Consider the following 16867-nt stretch of genomic DNA (forward strand, 5'->3'; position numbering starts at 1 on the left):
GCCGCCCGCCCGCAGGCCTTTGACCCGCTCGTCGAGGTGGCCCATGGCCGACAGGATCAGGATGGGCGTGGATGCCCCCGCCGCGCGCAGGGCCTTGACCACCGACAGACCGTCGAGCCCGGGGATCATGCGGTCCATCACGATGGCGTCGAATTCGGACGAGGTCGCCAAGTAGAGCGCATCTCGGCCGTCGCCGGCCTGTTCCACCGTGAAGCCCTCTTCACGCAGGCCTTTGGCGATGTAATCCGCCGTCGAGACGTCGTCCTCGACGACCAGCACCCGCCTGGACATGCCTGAGCTCCTTCGCGTGCGACCGCCGTCAGTCCTCCGCGGGCCTGGTGTCAGCTAGGACCGGGACCCGCGTCTTGGCAAGAAAACCGCGCGTCTCCCGGTGCGCCCGGCGTCTGACGCGGGCCTGTCCGGCTTCCTTACAAGCCTGTGGGCCGCCGCGAAACGGCCTGGCTGGCATTCCTGTAAGGTGAAGGCGCAGCCCGCTGTGAGGCGCCCGGCCAAGGATCGCACGCGACGCAAGAGAGCGAGTTGCTCGTCCGGCTCCCGCCCCAAGCGCCCGGCCACGCCATCGGAGCTGCATCATGACCGTCGCCATCTTCGAGCCAGAGGCGCGGCTCGCCTCGCGGGAGGCGAACCACAGGTTCCTGAACACCCTGGCCGCCCTCCACGGACTGCTGCGCAGCGACTTCGGCGGGTTCGCCGATCCGGCCGTGCGCGACGCCGTCCGGGTCTTCTCCAGCCGCATCCAGGCCTTCGCCAACGTGCATCGCGCCCTGGGCGAGGACGACGGCGAGGTCAGGGTCGACGCGGCCGCCCACCTGGGCAGGGTGTGTGAGGAGCTGTGCGTCGCCCACCTGGCGCCGCGCGGCGTCCATTGCGAGTTCAGGTCGGACCCCGCGACCATGCCCCGTGAGGCCTGCCAGAGGCTCGGCCTGATCATCGTCGAACTGGTCACCAACGCCGCAAAGCACGCCTTCCCCGGGCGTAGCGGCGGCTGGGTCAGGGTGTCCCTGCGCCGCACCGGAACCGGCTGGCTCTGCCAGGTCGCCGACAACGGCTGCGGCCTGCGCGGCGGAGGAACCGGCGACGGCCTGACCCTGGTCCGCAGGCTCACCCAGGCCCTGGGCGGCGAGGTGCGGCTGCACTCGGACCCTGGTGGCGTCATCGTCACGCTCAGCCTGCCGGATTCGCCCTCGGCGCGGATCTGAAGGGCCGGGCCTGGCGGCGGCCTGGATCCCTCAGAAGCTTAGCGCGCGTCGGCCGAGCGCGCGGGGCCTGGCGCAGGCCCGGCGTCGCCGCGCCCCAGGGTCAGCACCGCGCGCAGGCCCGGGCGGTTGTCCTCCAGCCGCAGCTCTCCGCCATGCAGTTTCGCGGCCGCCGCGACGATGGAAAGCCCAAGGCCCGAACCCGCCCCGCCACGCGCCTCGTCCAGCCTGACGAAGCGGTCCTTCACCCGCTCCCGGTCCGCGTCGGGGATGCCGGGACCGTCGTCCGCGACGACGATCTCCGCCGCCTGCCGGCCGCCCAGCACCTCCAGGGTGACCGTCGCGCCGGACCCTGCGTGCCGGGCGGCGTTGAACAGCAGGTTGCCGACCGCCTGGCGCAGCAACTGCTCATGGCCGTCGATCGCCAGCGGGTCCATAGGACGGACCTCCAGCGTCTGGCCGGCGTCCTCCAGCACCGGCGCGAACAGGCTCGCCAGATCGAGCGCCAGTTCGTCCAGCCGCAGCGGTTGCATCATCTCCCGCGACAGGCCCGACTCCGCCCGGGCGATGTCGATCAGGGCGGCGAACACCGACAGCACCCGCTCCAGCTCCTGGCTGACCTGATCGAGGGCGGCGCGGCAGTCGTCGTGGCTGGTCGCCGGGTCGAGCGCGCCCTCGACGGCGCCCCGCATCCGCGTCAGCGGGGTCCGCAGGTCGTGGGCCAGGCTGTCGGTGACCGTCCGCATGCCGGTCAGCAGCTCCTCGATGCGATCGAGCATCCGGTTAAGCGAGGCCCCGATGCGATCGAACGAGTCGCCGCGCTCCGAGACCTCGGCGCGCGCGCCGAGGTCGCCGGCCGCGATCCGCTCGGCGACGCCGGCGACCGCCTCGGCCCGCCGGATCACCAGGGCGTTCAGCAACAGCCCAACCCCAAGGCTGGCTGTGACCACGATCGCGAGCGCGATCAGCAGGCCGTCGGCGGTCCGCGCCTCGAAATCGCGCTGCCCGGCCGCGTCGCGTCCGACGACCAGCAGCGATCCGTCCGGCAACCGGGCGGCGGTGGCGTTGAGCGTGATCGGCCCGGCGCGGGTCCGCGAGCTGACCTTGACCCAGTCGCCCAACGGCAGAGGCGTCGGCGCGGCCAGCAGGTCGCCGCCGATGCGCCGGCCCGCCGGATCGAACAACGCATAGTGGGATTCCGGCGCGGCCAGCCGCGTCCGGCGTTCCATCCGCTTCACCAGGCCCGGCGCGCCTTCCACGGCGAAAGCCTCGGCGAGAATCTGACCCTCCGCGACGGCGGCGTCGCGCTCGCGGTCGAGGAACACATCCTCGGCCGACAGATTGACCAGGTAGAAGGCCAGGGCGACCGCCCCCAAGACCGTGGTCATCGCAAAGGCCGTGAAGGCCAGCGGCCGCAGGCGCAGGGAGGGCCTCAGCGACCCAGCCCTCATGCCTCCAGGCCCGCAATCGCCGACGCCATGCGCGCCCTCCTGTCCAGCGCCCCTTATGCAGCGCCGCTCCCGGGGCCGCCCGGCAGCGAGCTTACACCCTTGTAAGTCCCGGGCGAGGCCGCTGCGGCGGGGGCCTGCGAAGGTGCGCCCCATGGCCCAGGGACGGGGCCGGGTTGGAGACCGACGTGAGTTGGAAGCTGTGGGTTGGCGGCGCTTCCGCCCTGGTGCTGACGGGCGGGCTTTGCCTGGTGTCGCCGCGGTTGGGCGGCTTGGCCCTGATCGTGGCCGCGCTCGGCGCCGTGGCGGCGTTCGCCTACCGCCTCCTCTGAACGGCTCCTGGCCCTGGGTGAAACGCGAGTCGCCGGCGAGCCGTTAAGGCATCGGCGCGGGAGAGGTCTGGAGATGCCCAGTTTCGGCGCGCCCGCGCGCAGACGCACGCGCGGATTGTCATGGGCGTGGACGGTGGCGGCGGGACTGCTGGCCGGATGCGCCACCTATTCGCCATCGCCGCTTCCCACCGCGCCGCAGCTCGCCCCGGCGGTTGACCGGCTGGCCCACGACCAGCCGTTGCCTGCCGGTCCGCTCACCGTCGCCCAGGTCGCCGCCCTCGCCGTGCAGAACGACCCGGACCTGCGCGCCGTGCGCGCCCAGCACGGCGTCGCCCAGGCCCAGTTGATCCAGGCCGGCGTGCTGCCCAATCCGCAATTCGGCGGGGCCGTCCTGCCGCTGCTGGCCGGCGTCGGGACCACCACCGCCTGGAACGCCGCGCTCAACTTCAACTTCGGCGCCCTGGTCACCTACCGCACTCGCCAGGAGACGGCGCGCAAGGCCGTGCAGCAGGTCGATGCCGACATCCTCTGGCGCGAGTGGCAGGTGGCCGGGCAGGCGCGCCTGCTGGCCGTCGACCTGATCGAGGGCCGGCACAGCCTCGAGGTGCTCGCCCAGGCCCGCGACCTGCTCGCCGGCCGCGGCGAGCGGCTGGAAACCGCGCTCGCGGCCGGGAACGTGACCCTGGCCGACGCCGCGCCCTACCTGGCGGCGCGGCAGCAGGCCCAGGCCCAGCTCGACGACCTGCAACGCCGCATGCTCGGCGAGCGCCACCAGTTGAACGCCCTGCTGGGCCTGGCGCCCGAGGCCGTCGCGCCGCTGGCGGCCAGCGCGGACCTTCCGCCCCTCGACCCTGCGGCCATCGAGCGGGACCTGCCCAACCTGCCGCTCCGGCGGCCCGACCTGGTGGCCTTGCAGCTCGGCTACGCCGCCCAGGACGCCAGGCTGCGCACGGCGCTGCTGAGCCAGTTCCCCGGCCTGACGCTGGGCGTCTCCGGCAGCAGCGACAACGCCAATGTGCGCAACGCGGGCCCGACCGCCAGCGTCGGCCTGCCGGTCTTCGACCGCAACCAGGGCGGCGTCGCCGTGGAGCGGGCCACCCGGGCCGTGCTGCATGAGGAATACGCCGCTCGGCTGACCGCGGCCGTGGGCGAGGTCCGCGCCCGGCTGAGCGAGATCGCCGCGACGGAGCGCCAGCTTCAGCAGGTCCGCGCCGACCTGCCCATCGCCGAACAGCGGGCGGCCAAGGCCGAGGCGGCCCTGCGCACCCGCGACATCGACCAGCGGACCTATGTGGACCTGGTCAACGCCCGCCTCACCCGCCTCGCCCAGGCCGTCAGCCTGGAACAGGTCCTGCTCGAGCAGCAGGTGGCGATCGCCACCCTGGTCGGCGCGGGCCTGCCCTCCGTCCAACCGTTGCCTCAGGAGGCGTCGCGATGAGCCCGCGCCCGATCCGACCCGCGCTCGCGGCCGCAGCCCTCGCCGCGACCCTGGCCGCCTGCGGCCAGCCGCCGCCCGCCCCGCCGGCGCCCACGGTCCTGGTGCGCACCCAGCCGCCGACCCAGGGCGCGCTTCCCGACGTGGTGACGGTCTATGGCGCCGCCGCGCCGGCCAGCGGCGCCGTGCAGACGCTGAGCCTCCAGCAGCCGGCGCGGGTGGACACCATCCTCGTGGCGCCCGGCGCCTTGGTGAAGGCCGGCCAGCGGCTGATCGCCTACAGCCTCAACCCGCAGGCGGTGAGCGCCTACCGCCAGGCCGCCGCCGCCCTGAAGCTCGCCCAGGACCAGCAGACGCACGCCGCCCAACTGTTCGCCCAGCAACTCGCGACCCGCGACCAGGTGGCCCAGGCCGAGGCGGGGCTGCGCGCCGCCCAGGCCAACCTCGCGGCGCTCGGGCAGCAAGGGGCCGCCGCGCCCTCCGGCGGGCTGTCGGCGCCCTTCGACGGGGTCGTGGTGTCGATCCCGGTCGCGGCGGGCGACCAGACGATGGCCGGCGCGGCGCTCGTGACGGTCGCCCGGAGCACCGGATTGGTGGTCACCGCGGGCTTCGACCCCGGCCAGGCGGCGCGGCTGAGGGTAGGCCAGCCCGCGACGCTGCAGAGCCTGTCCGGACGGCCGGCGGTTGCGGGGCGGGTGCTTCGGATCGCCGGCGCGCTCAATCCCCGGACCCGGCTGGTGGACGCCGACATCGGCGCCGCCGGCGGCGGCCTGATCCTCGGCGACGCCTTCCGCGCGGCGGTGACGGTCGGCCAGGTGGCGGGCTGGCTCGCGCCCCATGTGGCCGTGCTCAACGACGGCCAGCGGGACTACGTCTTCCAGGTGGCGGGCGGCCGCGCGCGGCGGGTCGACGTCAGCCTCGTGCGCAGCGCCGGCGACGTGGACGTGATCCGCGGGCCGCTGGACCCGCGCCTGCCGCTGGTGGCCGACGGCGCCTACCAGCTCGACAACGGCGCCCAGGTGCGCACCGCGGCCGCCAAATGAGCTTCACCGGCTTTATCGAGGCGCAATGGCGCGCGATCGTCCTGGTCGCCTTCGCCCTGGCCGCCGCCGGCCTGGCGGTGGCTGTCACCCTTCCGGTCGGGCTGTTCCCGCAGATCGCCTTCCCGCGGGTCGTGGTCGACCTCGACGCCGGCAGCCGGCCCGCCGACCAGACCGCCCTGCTGGTGACCCGGCCGGTCGAGGAAGCGATCCGCATGGTGCCGGGCGTGCTCGACGTGCGCTCCGAGACCAGCCGCGGCTCGGCGCAGATTTCCATCGACTTCGGCTGGGGCCGCGACATGACCGCCTCGACCCTGCTGGTGGACGCCGCGGTGGCCAAGACCCTGCCCAGCCTGCCGCCCGGCGCCGCCTACGACGTGCGGCGGATGGACCCGACGGTGTTCCCGATCACCTCCTACGCCCTGGAGTCGCACACCGCCTCGCCGGTGGCGCTGCAGGACCTCGCCCAGTACCAGATCAAACCGCTGCTATCTTCCATCCCCGGCCTGTCGCGGGTCGCCGTCCAGGGCGGTGACACCTCCGAGGTGCAGGTGCTGGCCGATCCCCACCGGCTGACCGCCTACGGCCTGTCGATGGCCGACCTCGCCAATGCGCTCAGCGTCGGCAACAGCCTGCAGGCGGTCGGGCGGCTGCAGGACCGCGGCAAGCTCTTCCTGGTGATCTCCGACCGCAGTGTGATCCACGCAGCCGACGTGGGCGAGGTGGTGGTCCGTTCCGATCCGACCGGCGTGGTGCGGGTGCGCGACGTGGCCACGGTGGTCGACGGTGTCATGCCGCAGTGGACGCGGGTGGTGGAGGACGGCCGTCCGGCGGTGCTGTTCAACGTCTACGAGCAGCCGGACGGCAACGCGGTGCAGATCGCCAAGGGCGTGCAGGCCAAGCTGGCCGCCTTCAAGCTGCCGCCCGGCGTGCGCCTGGTGAAGTGGTACGACCAGAGCGAGCTCGTCACCCAGTCGGCGGGCAGCGTGCGCGACGCGGTCCTGATCGGCCTGGCGCTGGCCGCCATCGTGCTGATCATGTTCCTGCGCAGTTGGCGGGTGACCCTGATCGCCGTCCTGGTGGTGCCGGCCACCCTGGCCGCCACCGTTCTGGTGCTCAGCATCGCCGGCATGAGCTTCAACATCATGACCCTGGGCGGCATCGCCGCGGCGGTCGGCCTGCTGATCGACGACGTGATCGTCATGGTCGAGCACATCGCCCGGCGCGCCGGCGCGCCGACCCCCGAGGGCGGCGTGATCGGGGCCGCGGCGGTGATGCCGGCGGCGCGCGAGTTCATGACCCCGCTCACCGGCTCGAGCCTCGCGACGCTCATCGTCTTCCTGCCCCTGAGCTTCCTGGACGGCGTGACGGGCGCCTTCTCCAAGGCGCTGTCGGTGACCATGGCCGCGGCCCTGGCCATCTCCTACCTGATGACCGCCCTCGTGGTCCCCGTGCTGGCCCGCAATCTGGTGGACTTCCAGCGCTGGCGCGACCCGGGCGCGGGGAAGACCAACTGGCTGGCGCGCCGGCACCTGAGCCTGCTCGACGCCCTCTTCCGGCGGCCCTGGATCCTGGCCGTGGTGTTCGCTGTCCTGCTGGCAGGCGGGTTCCTGGCGTCGCGCGCGGTGCCCACCGGCTTCATGCCCAAGGTCGACGAGGGCGGTTTCATCATCGACTACACCACAAAGCCCGGGACCTCGCTCGACGAGACCGGCCGCGAGGTCGCCCAGATCGACGCCCTCCTGAAGGCCACGCCCGAGGTGGAGACCTTCTCCCGCCGGCTCGGCACGGGCCTCGGCGGCAACCTGGGCCAGAGCTACCACGGCGACTACTTCGTCCGCCTGAAGCCCGACCACAAGCGCTCTACGCCGGAGGTGATGGCCGCCGTGCTGGCGCAGACCACCGCTCTGACGCCCGGGGTGCAGATCGAGGTCGCGCAACTGATGGAGGACCTGATCGGCGACCTCACCGCCGTGCCGCAGCCGATCGAGGTCAAGCTCTATGGCGCCGACACCGCCACCCTGATCCCCCAGGCCGAGCGGGTGGCGGTCGCGATCTCCAAGATTCCCGGCGTCGTGGAAGTGAAGAGCGGCGTGAAGCTGGCCGGCGACGCGCTCGACGTGCGCATCGACCCGATCCGCACGGGGCTGGAAGGCATGACGCCGGACCTGGTCACCCAGGCGCTCTCCACCGCCATCGCCGGCGCCGTCGCGACCAACCTGCCGCAGCCGACCAAGGTGGTGGGCGTGCGGGTGCGCCTGCCCGACGCGCTCGGCCTTCGCGAGCCGGACCTGGCGGCCCTGCCGATCCGTGCGCCGGACGGGCATGTGTTCCCGCTGAGCAAGGTCGCCACGGTGGTCCCGGTGACCGGTCAGCCGGAAATCTCCCGCGACAACCTGCAGCCGATGCTGGCGGTCACCGGCCGGATCGAGGGCCGCGGCATGGGGGCGGCGGTGGCGGACGTGAAGACGGCGCTGGCGCGGCCCGGCATGCTCGATCCGGGCACGCGCTACGAGCTGGGCGGCCTCTACCAGCAGCAGCAGATCGCCTTCACCGGCCTCGCCAAGGTGTTCGTCGCCGCCCTGATCGCGGAGTTCATCCTGCTGCTGATCCTCTACCGCCGGCTGTGGCTGCCGGTGATCATCATCGGCTGCTCGCTGCTGTCGACCACGGCGGTGTTCACGGCGCTGTTCCTGACCAAGGTGGAGCTGAACATCACCGCGCTGATGGGCATGACCATGATCATCGGCATCGGCACGGAGATGGCGATCTTCTTCGTCTCCGAATACGCCGAGTTCGCCCATCGGATGCCGCCCCGCGAGGCCCTGCGGCAGGCCGCCCGCGAGCGGCTTCGGCCCATCACCATGACGACGCTGGCGGCCATCCTCACCCTGACGCCGCTGGCGCTGGCCATCGGCCAGGGATCGGGCATTCAGCAGCCGCTGGCCATCGCGATCATCGCCGGCCTGTTGCTGCAATATCCGCTGGTGCTGCTGGCCATGCCGGTGCTGATCGGCCTGACCGTGCGCCGCGACGCCTGACGGCGCCTGCGGCGTCAGACCGGACTGGCGCCCGGGGGCCGAGGCCTGCGCGCGGTGAAGTCGCGGGCGATGACCACGCCGCCGCCGTCGCCCTGGATCGCCGAGGCCTTGTCGATGATCAGGCGCTCCAGGTCGCGGGCCATGCGCTCCTGGATGCCGGTCTCGGCGCGCAGCTTCTCCCGGGTCTCGCTGACGATGGCGTGGACCGCGGCCGAGCCGTGCCGCTCTTCCGTCGCGATCGCCCTCAAGGCCTCGTCGAGAGCCAGGTCGATCGCGTGATGGGTCTTGCGCGATGTCGCGGTCAGCCCCTGCAGCAGGGCGCTGCTGATGGCCAAGGCGCTGCGCAGGTCGATTTCGAGCGCCGACAGACGCGCCTGCAAGGCGTTCACGTTGGCCGGCTCAGGAGTGCTCATGGACAGATCTCGCAAGATGGTGATGACGCCGAAAGTCTTGGGGCGGAACGGATGGCGGCTCGGGCCTCGGAAGAAGCCCCACAACCGTCATGCCGCCTCCAGGTTCAGCTCGGGTACGATGTTGTCGAGGCCGATCAGGCTGATCATCCGGCCCTCGCTCGCCAGCAGGCCGCGCACGAAGGTCTTGGCCGCGCCGGACGCCACGTCGGGGGTGGGCTGGATCACGTCGTCGGTCACCGACAGGATGTCGGAGACCGCTTCGACGAGCAGGCCGATCGCCTGGCCGCCGATCTCGGTGACGATGATCACGTGCTTGGCCGTGGGATCCGCGGCGTCGAAGCCGAGCCGCGAAGCCAGGTCGACGATGGGCAGCACGGCTCCGCGCAGGTTGATCACGCCGTAGACGAAGTCCGGCGCCCCCGGCAGGGCCGTGGCCGGCGTCCAGCCACGGATCTCACGCACCGCCATGATGTCGACGCAGAAGTCCTGGGCGCCTACGCGAAAGGAAATCAGCTCGCGCGCGGATCCGTGATGGGCGGGTTGGCTCATCCTCAGAATTCCGACCATTCGTCCTCGGCGACGGCCGCCCCGCCGACGCTGGCCGCGACCTTGCGGGCCATGGCCCGGGCCGGCGACGGAGCCGCAACGTCGCGCCCGGTCGCCGCGCGCGGCCCCGAGCGGCTGACGGCCTTGCCCGCCGCGACCTTGAACCGCGAAATCAGCGCGGCCAGCTCGCTGGTCTCGCTCTTGAGCGAGTGGGTGGCGGCGGTCTGCTCCTCCACCATCGCGGCGTTCTGCTGCACCACCTGGTCCATCTGGTTGACCGCGGTGTTGACCTGCTGAAGCCCCGTGGCCTGCTCCTGGGCCGAGGCGGCGATTTCCAGGACCAGGGTGTCGATCTTGGCCACCTGGGTCACGATCGACTGCAGCGCCCGGCCCGTATCGCCGACCAGGGCCACGCCCTGGCCGACCTGATGCGACGAGGCCGAGATCAGGGTCTTGATCTCCTTGGCGGCTTCCGCAGAGCGCTGGGCCAGGGCCCGCACCTCGGAGGCCACGACCGCGAAGCCCTTGCCCGCATCGCCCGCCCGGGCGGCCTCGACGCCGGCGTTCAGGGCCAGCAGGTTGGTCTGGAAGGCGATCTCGTCGATCACGCCGATGATCTGGCTGATCTGGCCGGAGGACTGCTCGATCTCGCCCATGGCCTGGACAGCCTCAGCCACCACCGCGCCGGAATGCTCGGCTTCGGCCTTGGCGGCGGTGACGACCTCGCTGGCGTCCTTCGCGCCCGAAGCGGTCTTGCGCACCGTGGCGGTGATCTGGTCCAGGGCCGCGGCCGTTTCCTCAAGGCTCGCCGCCTGCTGCTCGGTGCGGCGCGACAGGTCGTCCGAAGCCTGGCTGATCTCCTCGGCGCCCGACCGGATGCCGTCGGTGTTGGCGGAGACGACCCGCATCGTCTCTTCCAGCTTCTCCATGGCGTCGTTGAAGTCGCTGCGGAGCTTCTCGTATTCGGTGGCGAAGGCGGTGTTCAGGCGGAACACCAGGTCGCCGTCCGACAGCTTCGACAGGCCGGTGGCGAGGGATTCGACCACCATCGCCTGCTGCTTGGCCGCGGCCTCGCGCTCCGCCTCGTTGCGGGCGCGCTCCTCCTCGGTCCTGCGGCGCTGGTCGGCCGCCTCGCTCTCCAGCCGCTGCTTCTCGATCGCAGCGTCCTTGAACACCTGCACGGTCTTGGCCATCGAGCCGACTTCGTCACGCCGATCGTCGCCGACCACCGCCACGTTCAGGTCGCCCTTGGCCAGGCTCTCCATGGTGTCGTTCAAGCCCTTCAAGGGGTTGGCGACCCAGGCGCGGATGGCGAAGAAGGCGAAGCCCACGACCAGAACAAGGCCGCCCAGGATCACGCCGTAGGTCATCAGGATCGTGCGGTTGGTGGTCGCCGTCAGGTCGTCGCTGGCCTTGCTGGCGGCCTTGTTCATGGCGTCGACCTTGGTCGCAAACGCCGGCCCGAGCGGCTCGAATTTGGACGCGCAATCGCGCTGATACACCGGCAGAATCTTCAGGACCTCCGCAGGCGCCGTGGTCGTCTTGCCGAGGCGAATCGATTCCGCGCAGTCATTGTTGACGACCTGCAGGCTCTGGGCCTTCAGCGCCTGGATGTCGGCGGCGTCGGATGGCGAGGCCTTTGCGGCCTCATCCATGTAGTTTTCAGCCTTCTTCGCGGCGGTGTTGAATTCGTCTTCCGACTTGCGATTTCCTTCGTCGGTGGTGGCCATCACCAGGTCGCCGATGGCCGCCCGCGCGGTCTGCATGTTTCGAGTGGCGCGCGCCAACAGGACTGTCGCCTGATCGCGGTCGATGATGGCGCTGTAGTCGGTGTCGATCTTCTTGAGCTGGCTCGTCGCATAGAACGCGACCCCCAACACGAAGACGCCGAAGAGGGCGAGGACTGCCAGGAATTTTCCAATGATCGGGACGTTCTTCACTCGACTCTCCGCATTCTGACGGATCGATGACAGATTATTCGACTTCGATCGGTCCGTTTTGATGCCACCTTGGCTATCTATTCCATCATCGTATTAACCCTTCTCTTAACAGGTCGTAACTTGGCAGATCGATGATTTGGGATTTAAGTATATAAGTAGATATACTAGTCGTATCTATTGAATTAGTTCTTATGTCGGCTCCGACGTAATCTTGATCCATATGGCCATAGCCATTTGGCTGTTTCGGCCAACCGCACGGCTCGCCCGCCCCATGCGGCTGCGGCCGGGCCGACATGGGCCGTCGTCCGGCGCGGCCATCGGCAAGCGGAACTCAAGGGGGCGTCGATGGCCGCGGAACGGGCCGCAGCGCCCGCCCGGCGGTCAAAGCGTCGCGGCGGCGGCGATGATCATGTTGCGCAGCCACCTGTGCGCGGGATGGTCGTCGAAGCGGCTGTGCCAGACCATCACGCATCGCAGGATGGCCGACGGGATCGGCAGGGGCGCGAGCTCGACCGGATAGGCGCGGCGGAGCGCCTCGGCCACCCGCCGCTCCATGATCGCCACCATGTCCGACTGGGTCAGGATGGCCCCCGCCGAAAGATAGGGCGCCTCAAGCATGACGGTGCGCCTCAGTCCCCGCGCCAGGAGCTCGCCGTCCACGAAACTGAGATCTTGATCGCTTGAGGAGATCCGCAGGTGTGGCGCGGCGGCGAACGCGGCGAGTTCGAGCCGCCCCTGGGCCAGGGGATGCCCGCGCCGCATGACCGCCACGCAGGGGTCCTCCACCAGCACCTGGCTGGAAAACCGGGCGCCCGGCGCGGGCCGGCCGACGATGGCGATGTCCAGGTCGCCCCGGTCGAGCATTCCGGGTACGTCCAGGGTGCCGCTCGGCCGGACGGCCAGGCGCACGTTCGGGGCGGCCGCGCGGCTGTCGCCTGCGATCGTTCCGACCAGGACGATGGCCGCCCCGTTGTTGGCCGCCACCGTGAAGCGCCTTTCCGCCGTTTCGGGAACGAAGTCCTCGGGGTCCAGGGTCCGCTGCAGGTCCATCAGGGCGCGGCGCACCGGCTCGGCCAGTTGCTCGGCCCGCGGCGTGGGCATCATGCCCTCCGCCGAGCGCACGAAGAGCCGGTCCTTCAGCCGTCCGCGCAGGCGGTTGAGCGCGTGACTCGTCGCCGGCTGGCTGAGGCCGAGCTCCTGGGCCGCCTTGGTCACGCTGCCCTTGCGCAGCACAGCGTCGAACACCAGGAGCAGATTGAGGTCGAAGGAATTCAGCTTCATCGCGGCGCAGCCTGGGGCGCCCCGGCCCATTCAGTCTCTGAATGGGTAGGTGCAGAAAATGCACTGGTCGCACAGATCATCCCGGCCACTATGGGTGCGGAAAAGCGGCGAAAAAGAGATGCCGAATTTCCGATCTTGGTAAATCGGCGACTCACTTTTCACATTTACCTGACAGCGTTGACGACAAACCTTCGATCAAGGGGCGGATCGAGAACTTGTTCGCGGAACTTCGGAATTCGAATGATTTACACCCAGTCCACGGCCTGGCGGCCGCGGGCCATCCCGATTCCTTCGCAGGGTCGAAACTGGGCCGCTACGCGGTCCGGGGCCGCCTGAGGACGCGGACGCGCGCCATTTCGCGGCGAAACCGCGGCGGGTCGGAGCCGTCGTCGTGATCCAACCCGTCGGTCGGTGAGCGCACGCCGGCATGCAGTTGCTTCTCGTCGATGAGCATCCGCTGGTTCGGGATGCGCTGGAGAGCCTGTTGCGCGCGACGTTCCCGAGCGCGAACGTCACCGTGGTGGAGTCGCACGAGGACGCCTTCGAGGCCGTGCGCCGGCAGTCGGTCGACCTGATTGTCGCCAACCTCATATCGCGGCACGCCGCCATGCTGCAGAACCTGCCCGAACTGGTCAGCAGCGCCGCGCCCGGAAAGGTCGTCGTCTTCGGTGAGCCCAGCCTGGGCCCGGGCGTGAGGCAGGCGATCGCCGCGGGCGTGCACGGCTACGTGCCGGCCACCAGCCGTCCGGAGCTCATCGCCGCCGCCATTGGCCTGGTCGCGGCCGGCGGGGTCTACTTCCCGCAGATGCCATCCTTCGACGAGCGCCCGCACGGCTCGGCCGGGCGTGACGTGGTCGCGCGCCTCTCGCTTCGGCAGCGCGACGTGTTCCATGCGCTGAAGGAGGGCAAGAGCAACAAGGTGATCGCCCGCGAGCTGATGATCTCCGTCGCCACGGTCAAGCAACACGTTCAGGCCATCCTGAAGCTCTCCGGCGCGAGCAACCGGACGGAGGCCGCGGCGCTGATGTCCCGGCAGGCCGCGCCTTCGGGCCTCCCGACCGAGTCGGGAGACTGAACGGCGGAAGAGACGCGGCGCCTTGGCCCGGGCTCAGTACTTCATCCTGAGACCGACCGTGTAGTAGCGCCCGACGGGGTCGTCGCCGAGCACGTACGGCGAGCCGAACCCGGGAATCCCCGCGAACGTCGTCGAGGGCGAGATGCGCGGCTGCTGGTTGAACAGGTTGGTGACGATCAGATAGGCCTGCAGGTCGCGGCCCACCGCCTTGAACCGGTAGGTGAGGTTCACGTCGTGATACCAGATCGCCGGCAGGTCGGGTCCTGCGTAGACCTGCAGCGGATTGCCGCTGCGGGCCTGGCTGCTCAGGTAGCGCGCCTGCCAGAGCGCCGAGAACGGCCCGAGCTCATAGCCGACCGTACCGGTGACGCGGTCCGCCGAAAGCCCCGCCACCCCCGCCGCATTGGTGAGCTGCGACGTGGGATAGGTGCGGCTCTTGAGGACCGGCTGGTGGGACCAGAGCAAGCGCAGGTCGACGTGCCCGGGTGCGCCGGCAATGAGGTCGCTCAGGGTGCGATCTGTGCGCGCCTCGACATCGAACCCGTGTGTGTAGGTCTGGGAGATGTTCTGGTTGAGGTTGTAGACCAGCGTGGGGAAGTTGGCCGCGCTGTGGTCGCTGAACGGCAGCGGCCGCACGATCGTCGAGCAGACCGGCGAGGTTCCGCCCGAGTTCTCGCACTCCTGCAGGATCGCGGTGTTGGAGCCGTTGATGGAGCCGATCGCGTTGTCGATGACGATATTGTAGTAGTCGAACGACAGCGAGAACCTCGGGATCCAGGCCGGCGTGTAGACGAAGCCCGCCGTGGACGTCCGCGCGACCTCTGGCACCAGGTTCGGGTTGCCGCCGCCCTGCACCTTGATCACGCCGTTCACGCCGGTGTGCGGATCGTTGACGTTGAGGATCGCGATCGTGGTCCCGGCATAGAGGTCGGCGAGCGTCGGCGCGCGGATATCGCGCGACTCCGAGAACCGGAACCGCAGGTCCTCGATCGGCTGGTAGTTGAGGCCGACCTTCCAGGTCGTGGCCGGGCCGCTGGAACTGTAGTCGGTGTAGCGGGCCGCGCCGTTCACCTCGAGCTTGTCGACCAGGGGCAGGTCACGCAGCAGCGGGAAGACGGTCTCCGCGCCCACTTCCCAGACCGAGTTGGAGCCCTGCTGCGGCGCCTGGGTGGCGTAGGCCCAGTTCGTGGTCGGAGGAGCCCCCAGCCGGATGCCCGTGGTGACGGGCACGGTCAGCGAGTTGGCGTTCGAGGTCTCCACCAGGCTCTGCGAGCGGAACTCGGCGTTGAGCGCGACCGAGACCGGCCCGGCCCAGTTCTGGAAGGCGACGCCCGAGATCGTCGCGGCGACATCGTCGATCTTGTTCAGGGCCTGCCACTGGGTGTTGTCGTAGATGTAGGCCTTGGCGGCGGCGCTCGCGGTGTTGTTGCCGAGCAGGTTGATCGGCGTGCATCCGGGATAGAGCCCGGGATTGGTAAGCGTCACGCGACAGACGACGGCGCCGCTCGGATCCTTCACAGCGTCCAGCGCCGCGTAGAAGCGCGGATAGTTGATGTTGTTATAGGTGACCGACCGGACCCTGGACTCGCCGTGGGTGTAATAGACGTCCCAGACGTAGTCCTTGAGCGCCGTGCCCGTGAGGCCGGCGGTGACGTTGAAGGTGCTGATCGTCTGGGTGGTCGAACTGTCCGCCGCGAGGTCGCGGCTGAGCCGCGCCACGGTGAAACTGGGGACGTTGGCGGTCGTCAACAGGGCCTGCTGGCCCGCCGACAGGAACGGGTTGCCGCTGAAGATCGTGAACGGCGTCGGCGGGGCGTTGGAGGTGAGCTGGTCGGCGCTGCGCTCCTCGGTTCCATTGACCTGGAGGTAGGCTTTGACGTTGTTGTCGAAGTCGTAGTCGAAGCGGCCGAAAAGCTGGTCGGTGCGCACCGGCGCGGTCAGCGCCAGGCCGGTATAGTAGGCGCCGTCGCCGCCGACGGCGATGCCGTTGGACTTGGTCGGTGTGCCGGGATTGAACGGGGCGAGGACGTCGGAGCCGACGAACTGCTGGCCCTTGAAGGGGCCGCTGGTCACCAGCCCGCCGTAGGTCGCCCCCGATAGCCGGGCGCCCTGCGTCAGGACGAACGGATTGGCCGCCGTCCCGGCGCCCGTGTAGACCGGCACGGACGCGCTATAGCTGCGGTCTTCGTGCGTCTTGATGCCGGCGTTCTGATAGTGCTCGTAGCTCCAGATGACATGGCCGCGGCCCAGGACGTCGTCGCCGCCTGCAACGCCCAGCTTGGTCGACGGCGCGTCGTGCTGGTCGGAGATGCCGGTCTGCGCCTCGACCTTCAGGCCGGTGAACTTGTGGTCCAGGATGAAGTTGACGACGCCGGTCACGGCGTCCGACCCGTAGACGGCCGAGGCGCCGCCGGTGACCACGTCCACCCGCTGAGTCAGCATTTCAGGCAAGGTGTTGGTGTCGACCTGGCCGTTCAGCGTTGTCGGCGGGACGCGGTGGCCGTCCATCAGGATCAGGGTGCGCACAGGCCCCAGCGACCGCAGGCTCAGGAAGTTGCCCACCAGCACGCTCGGCGGGCCGCCGCCCGTCCCGTTGCTGGACCCGGCGTTGATCGCCGAGCCTGCGAACTGGGGCAATTTGTTGAGGGCGTCGGGGATGGTGGTGGGCGTCGTCGCCTCCAGCCGATCCGCCGTGGCCACGGTCTCGGGCGTCGGGGCGGTGAAGCCGTCGCGGATGTGCGTCCCGGTGACCACCACCTCTTCGAGCTGCGTCGCCTTGGGGGGCGCGGCCGCGGCCTGCTGAGCCAGCGCCGGCGAGGCCAGCGCCAACAGGCTGGCGCTTCCACATAGCGCGGCAGACAATTTGATGTTCATGCCCCTCCCCGGGTCTATTGTTTTGCGCCCCCGACCTGAATGGCGGGTTGTTCGCGTCGCTGCATTTCGGAATACAACCGACCTATCTAGCTTAGACTCCTCTATTCATTGGAGAAATATATTTGAGAAATTAGCGATAATTGTCGAACTATTTCGCTCTTAGTCTTCATGTGGCAGTTTTGTACTTACCACGAACCATAACGACCCCCATGGTCTTCTGGAAGT

General features: G+C 69.9%; 13 protein-coding genes. 6 read left to right on the forward strand and 7 right to left on the reverse strand.

All coding sequences use genetic code 11. The features are described 5' to 3' along the window. The coding region (locus VNW53_RS16145) for a response regulator (protein ID WP_325556834.1) at positions 1–291 on the reverse strand (291 nt) is incomplete at its 3' end. Between the two features lie 302 nt (positions 292–593). Here VNW53_RS16145 and VNW53_RS16150 point away from each other — a divergent pair. Continuing rightward, positions 594–1220, forward strand: coding sequence for a sensor histidine kinase (locus VNW53_RS16150; RefSeq protein WP_325556835.1), 627 nt, complete (start codon positions 594–596; stop codon positions 1218–1220). Positions 1221–1258: 38 nt separating this feature from the next. On the opposite strand, the gene VNW53_RS16155 is transcribed toward VNW53_RS16150, so the two are convergent. Further along, positions 1259–2668: a HAMP domain-containing sensor histidine kinase gene (locus VNW53_RS16155; protein ID WP_325556836.1), complete on the reverse strand. Its 1410-nt coding sequence runs from the start codon at positions 2666–2668 to the stop codon at positions 1259–1261. A 185-nt stretch (positions 2669–2853) separates the two neighbouring features. Here VNW53_RS16155 and VNW53_RS16160 point away from each other — a divergent pair, with 185 nt between their 5' ends. From VNW53_RS16160 to VNW53_RS16175, 4 genes are all read left to right on the forward strand, one after another. Beyond that, complete coding sequence (locus VNW53_RS16160) at positions 2854–2997, forward strand: hypothetical protein (protein WP_325556837.1); 144 nt, start codon at positions 2854–2856, stop codon at positions 2995–2997. A 133-nt stretch (positions 2998–3130) separates the two neighbouring features. After that, positions 3131–4435 (forward strand): TolC family protein, encoded by a 1305-nt coding sequence (locus VNW53_RS16165; RefSeq protein WP_325556838.1) that lies wholly within the window; start codon positions 3131–3133, stop codon positions 4433–4435. Next, positions 4432–5475 (forward strand): efflux RND transporter periplasmic adaptor subunit, encoded by a 1044-nt coding sequence (locus tag VNW53_RS16170; RefSeq protein WP_325556839.1) that lies wholly within the window; start codon positions 4432–4434, stop codon positions 5473–5475. The genes VNW53_RS16165 and VNW53_RS16170 overlap by 4 nt, the downstream gene beginning before the upstream one ends. Further along, the gene (locus VNW53_RS16175) at positions 5472–8513 is read left to right on the forward strand and encodes an efflux RND transporter permease subunit (RefSeq protein ID WP_325556840.1); all 3042 of its coding nucleotides are present in this window, start codon (positions 5472–5474) and stop codon (positions 8511–8513) included. Before VNW53_RS16170 ends, VNW53_RS16175 begins: the two co-directional genes overlap by 4 nt. 14 nt (positions 8514–8527) lie before the next feature. Here the strand turns inward: VNW53_RS16175 and VNW53_RS16180 are convergent, their stop codons facing one another. The 4 genes from VNW53_RS16180 to VNW53_RS16195 all read right to left on the reverse strand — a co-directional run bounded on the left by VNW53_RS16180 (position 8528) and on the right by VNW53_RS16195 (position 12693). Further along, entirely contained in the window at positions 8528–8926 is a 399-nt protein-coding gene (locus tag VNW53_RS16180; RefSeq protein WP_325556841.1) for a hypothetical protein, read from the reverse strand. Between the two features lie 87 nt (positions 8927–9013). Continuing rightward, positions 9014–9475 carry a chemotaxis protein CheW gene (locus VNW53_RS16185; protein ID WP_325556842.1) on the reverse strand — a complete coding sequence of 154 codons (462 nt, stop codon included), beginning with the start codon at positions 9473–9475 and terminating at the stop codon, positions 9014–9016. A gap of 2 nt (positions 9476–9477) precedes the next feature. Beyond that, entirely contained in the window at positions 9478–11412 is a 1935-nt protein-coding gene (locus VNW53_RS16190) for a HAMP domain-containing methyl-accepting chemotaxis protein (RefSeq protein WP_325556843.1), read from the reverse strand. Between the two features lie 381 nt (positions 11413–11793). Further along, the gene (locus tag VNW53_RS16195) at positions 11794–12693 is read right to left on the reverse strand and encodes a LysR family transcriptional regulator (RefSeq protein WP_325556844.1); all 900 of its coding nucleotides are present in this window, start codon (positions 12691–12693) and stop codon (positions 11794–11796) included. 427 nt (positions 12694–13120) lie between these two features. Here VNW53_RS16195 and VNW53_RS16200 point away from each other — a divergent pair, with 427 nt between their 5' ends. Continuing rightward, entirely contained in the window at positions 13121–13768 is a 648-nt protein-coding gene (locus tag VNW53_RS16200) for a response regulator transcription factor (RefSeq protein ID WP_325556845.1), read from the forward strand. A 33-nt stretch (positions 13769–13801) separates the two neighbouring features. Here the strand turns inward: VNW53_RS16200 and VNW53_RS16205 are convergent, their stop codons facing one another. Next, positions 13802–16642, reverse strand: a complete 2841-nt coding sequence (locus VNW53_RS16205) for a TonB-dependent receptor domain-containing protein (RefSeq protein ID WP_325556846.1) — start codon at positions 16640–16642, stop codon at positions 13802–13804. Positions 16643–16867 lie beyond the last annotated feature (225 nt).

Source organism: Phenylobacterium sp., assembly GCF_035569475.1.
In the GTDB taxonomy this organism is placed as follows: Bacteria; Pseudomonadota; Alphaproteobacteria; order Caulobacterales; family Caulobacteraceae; genus Phenylobacterium.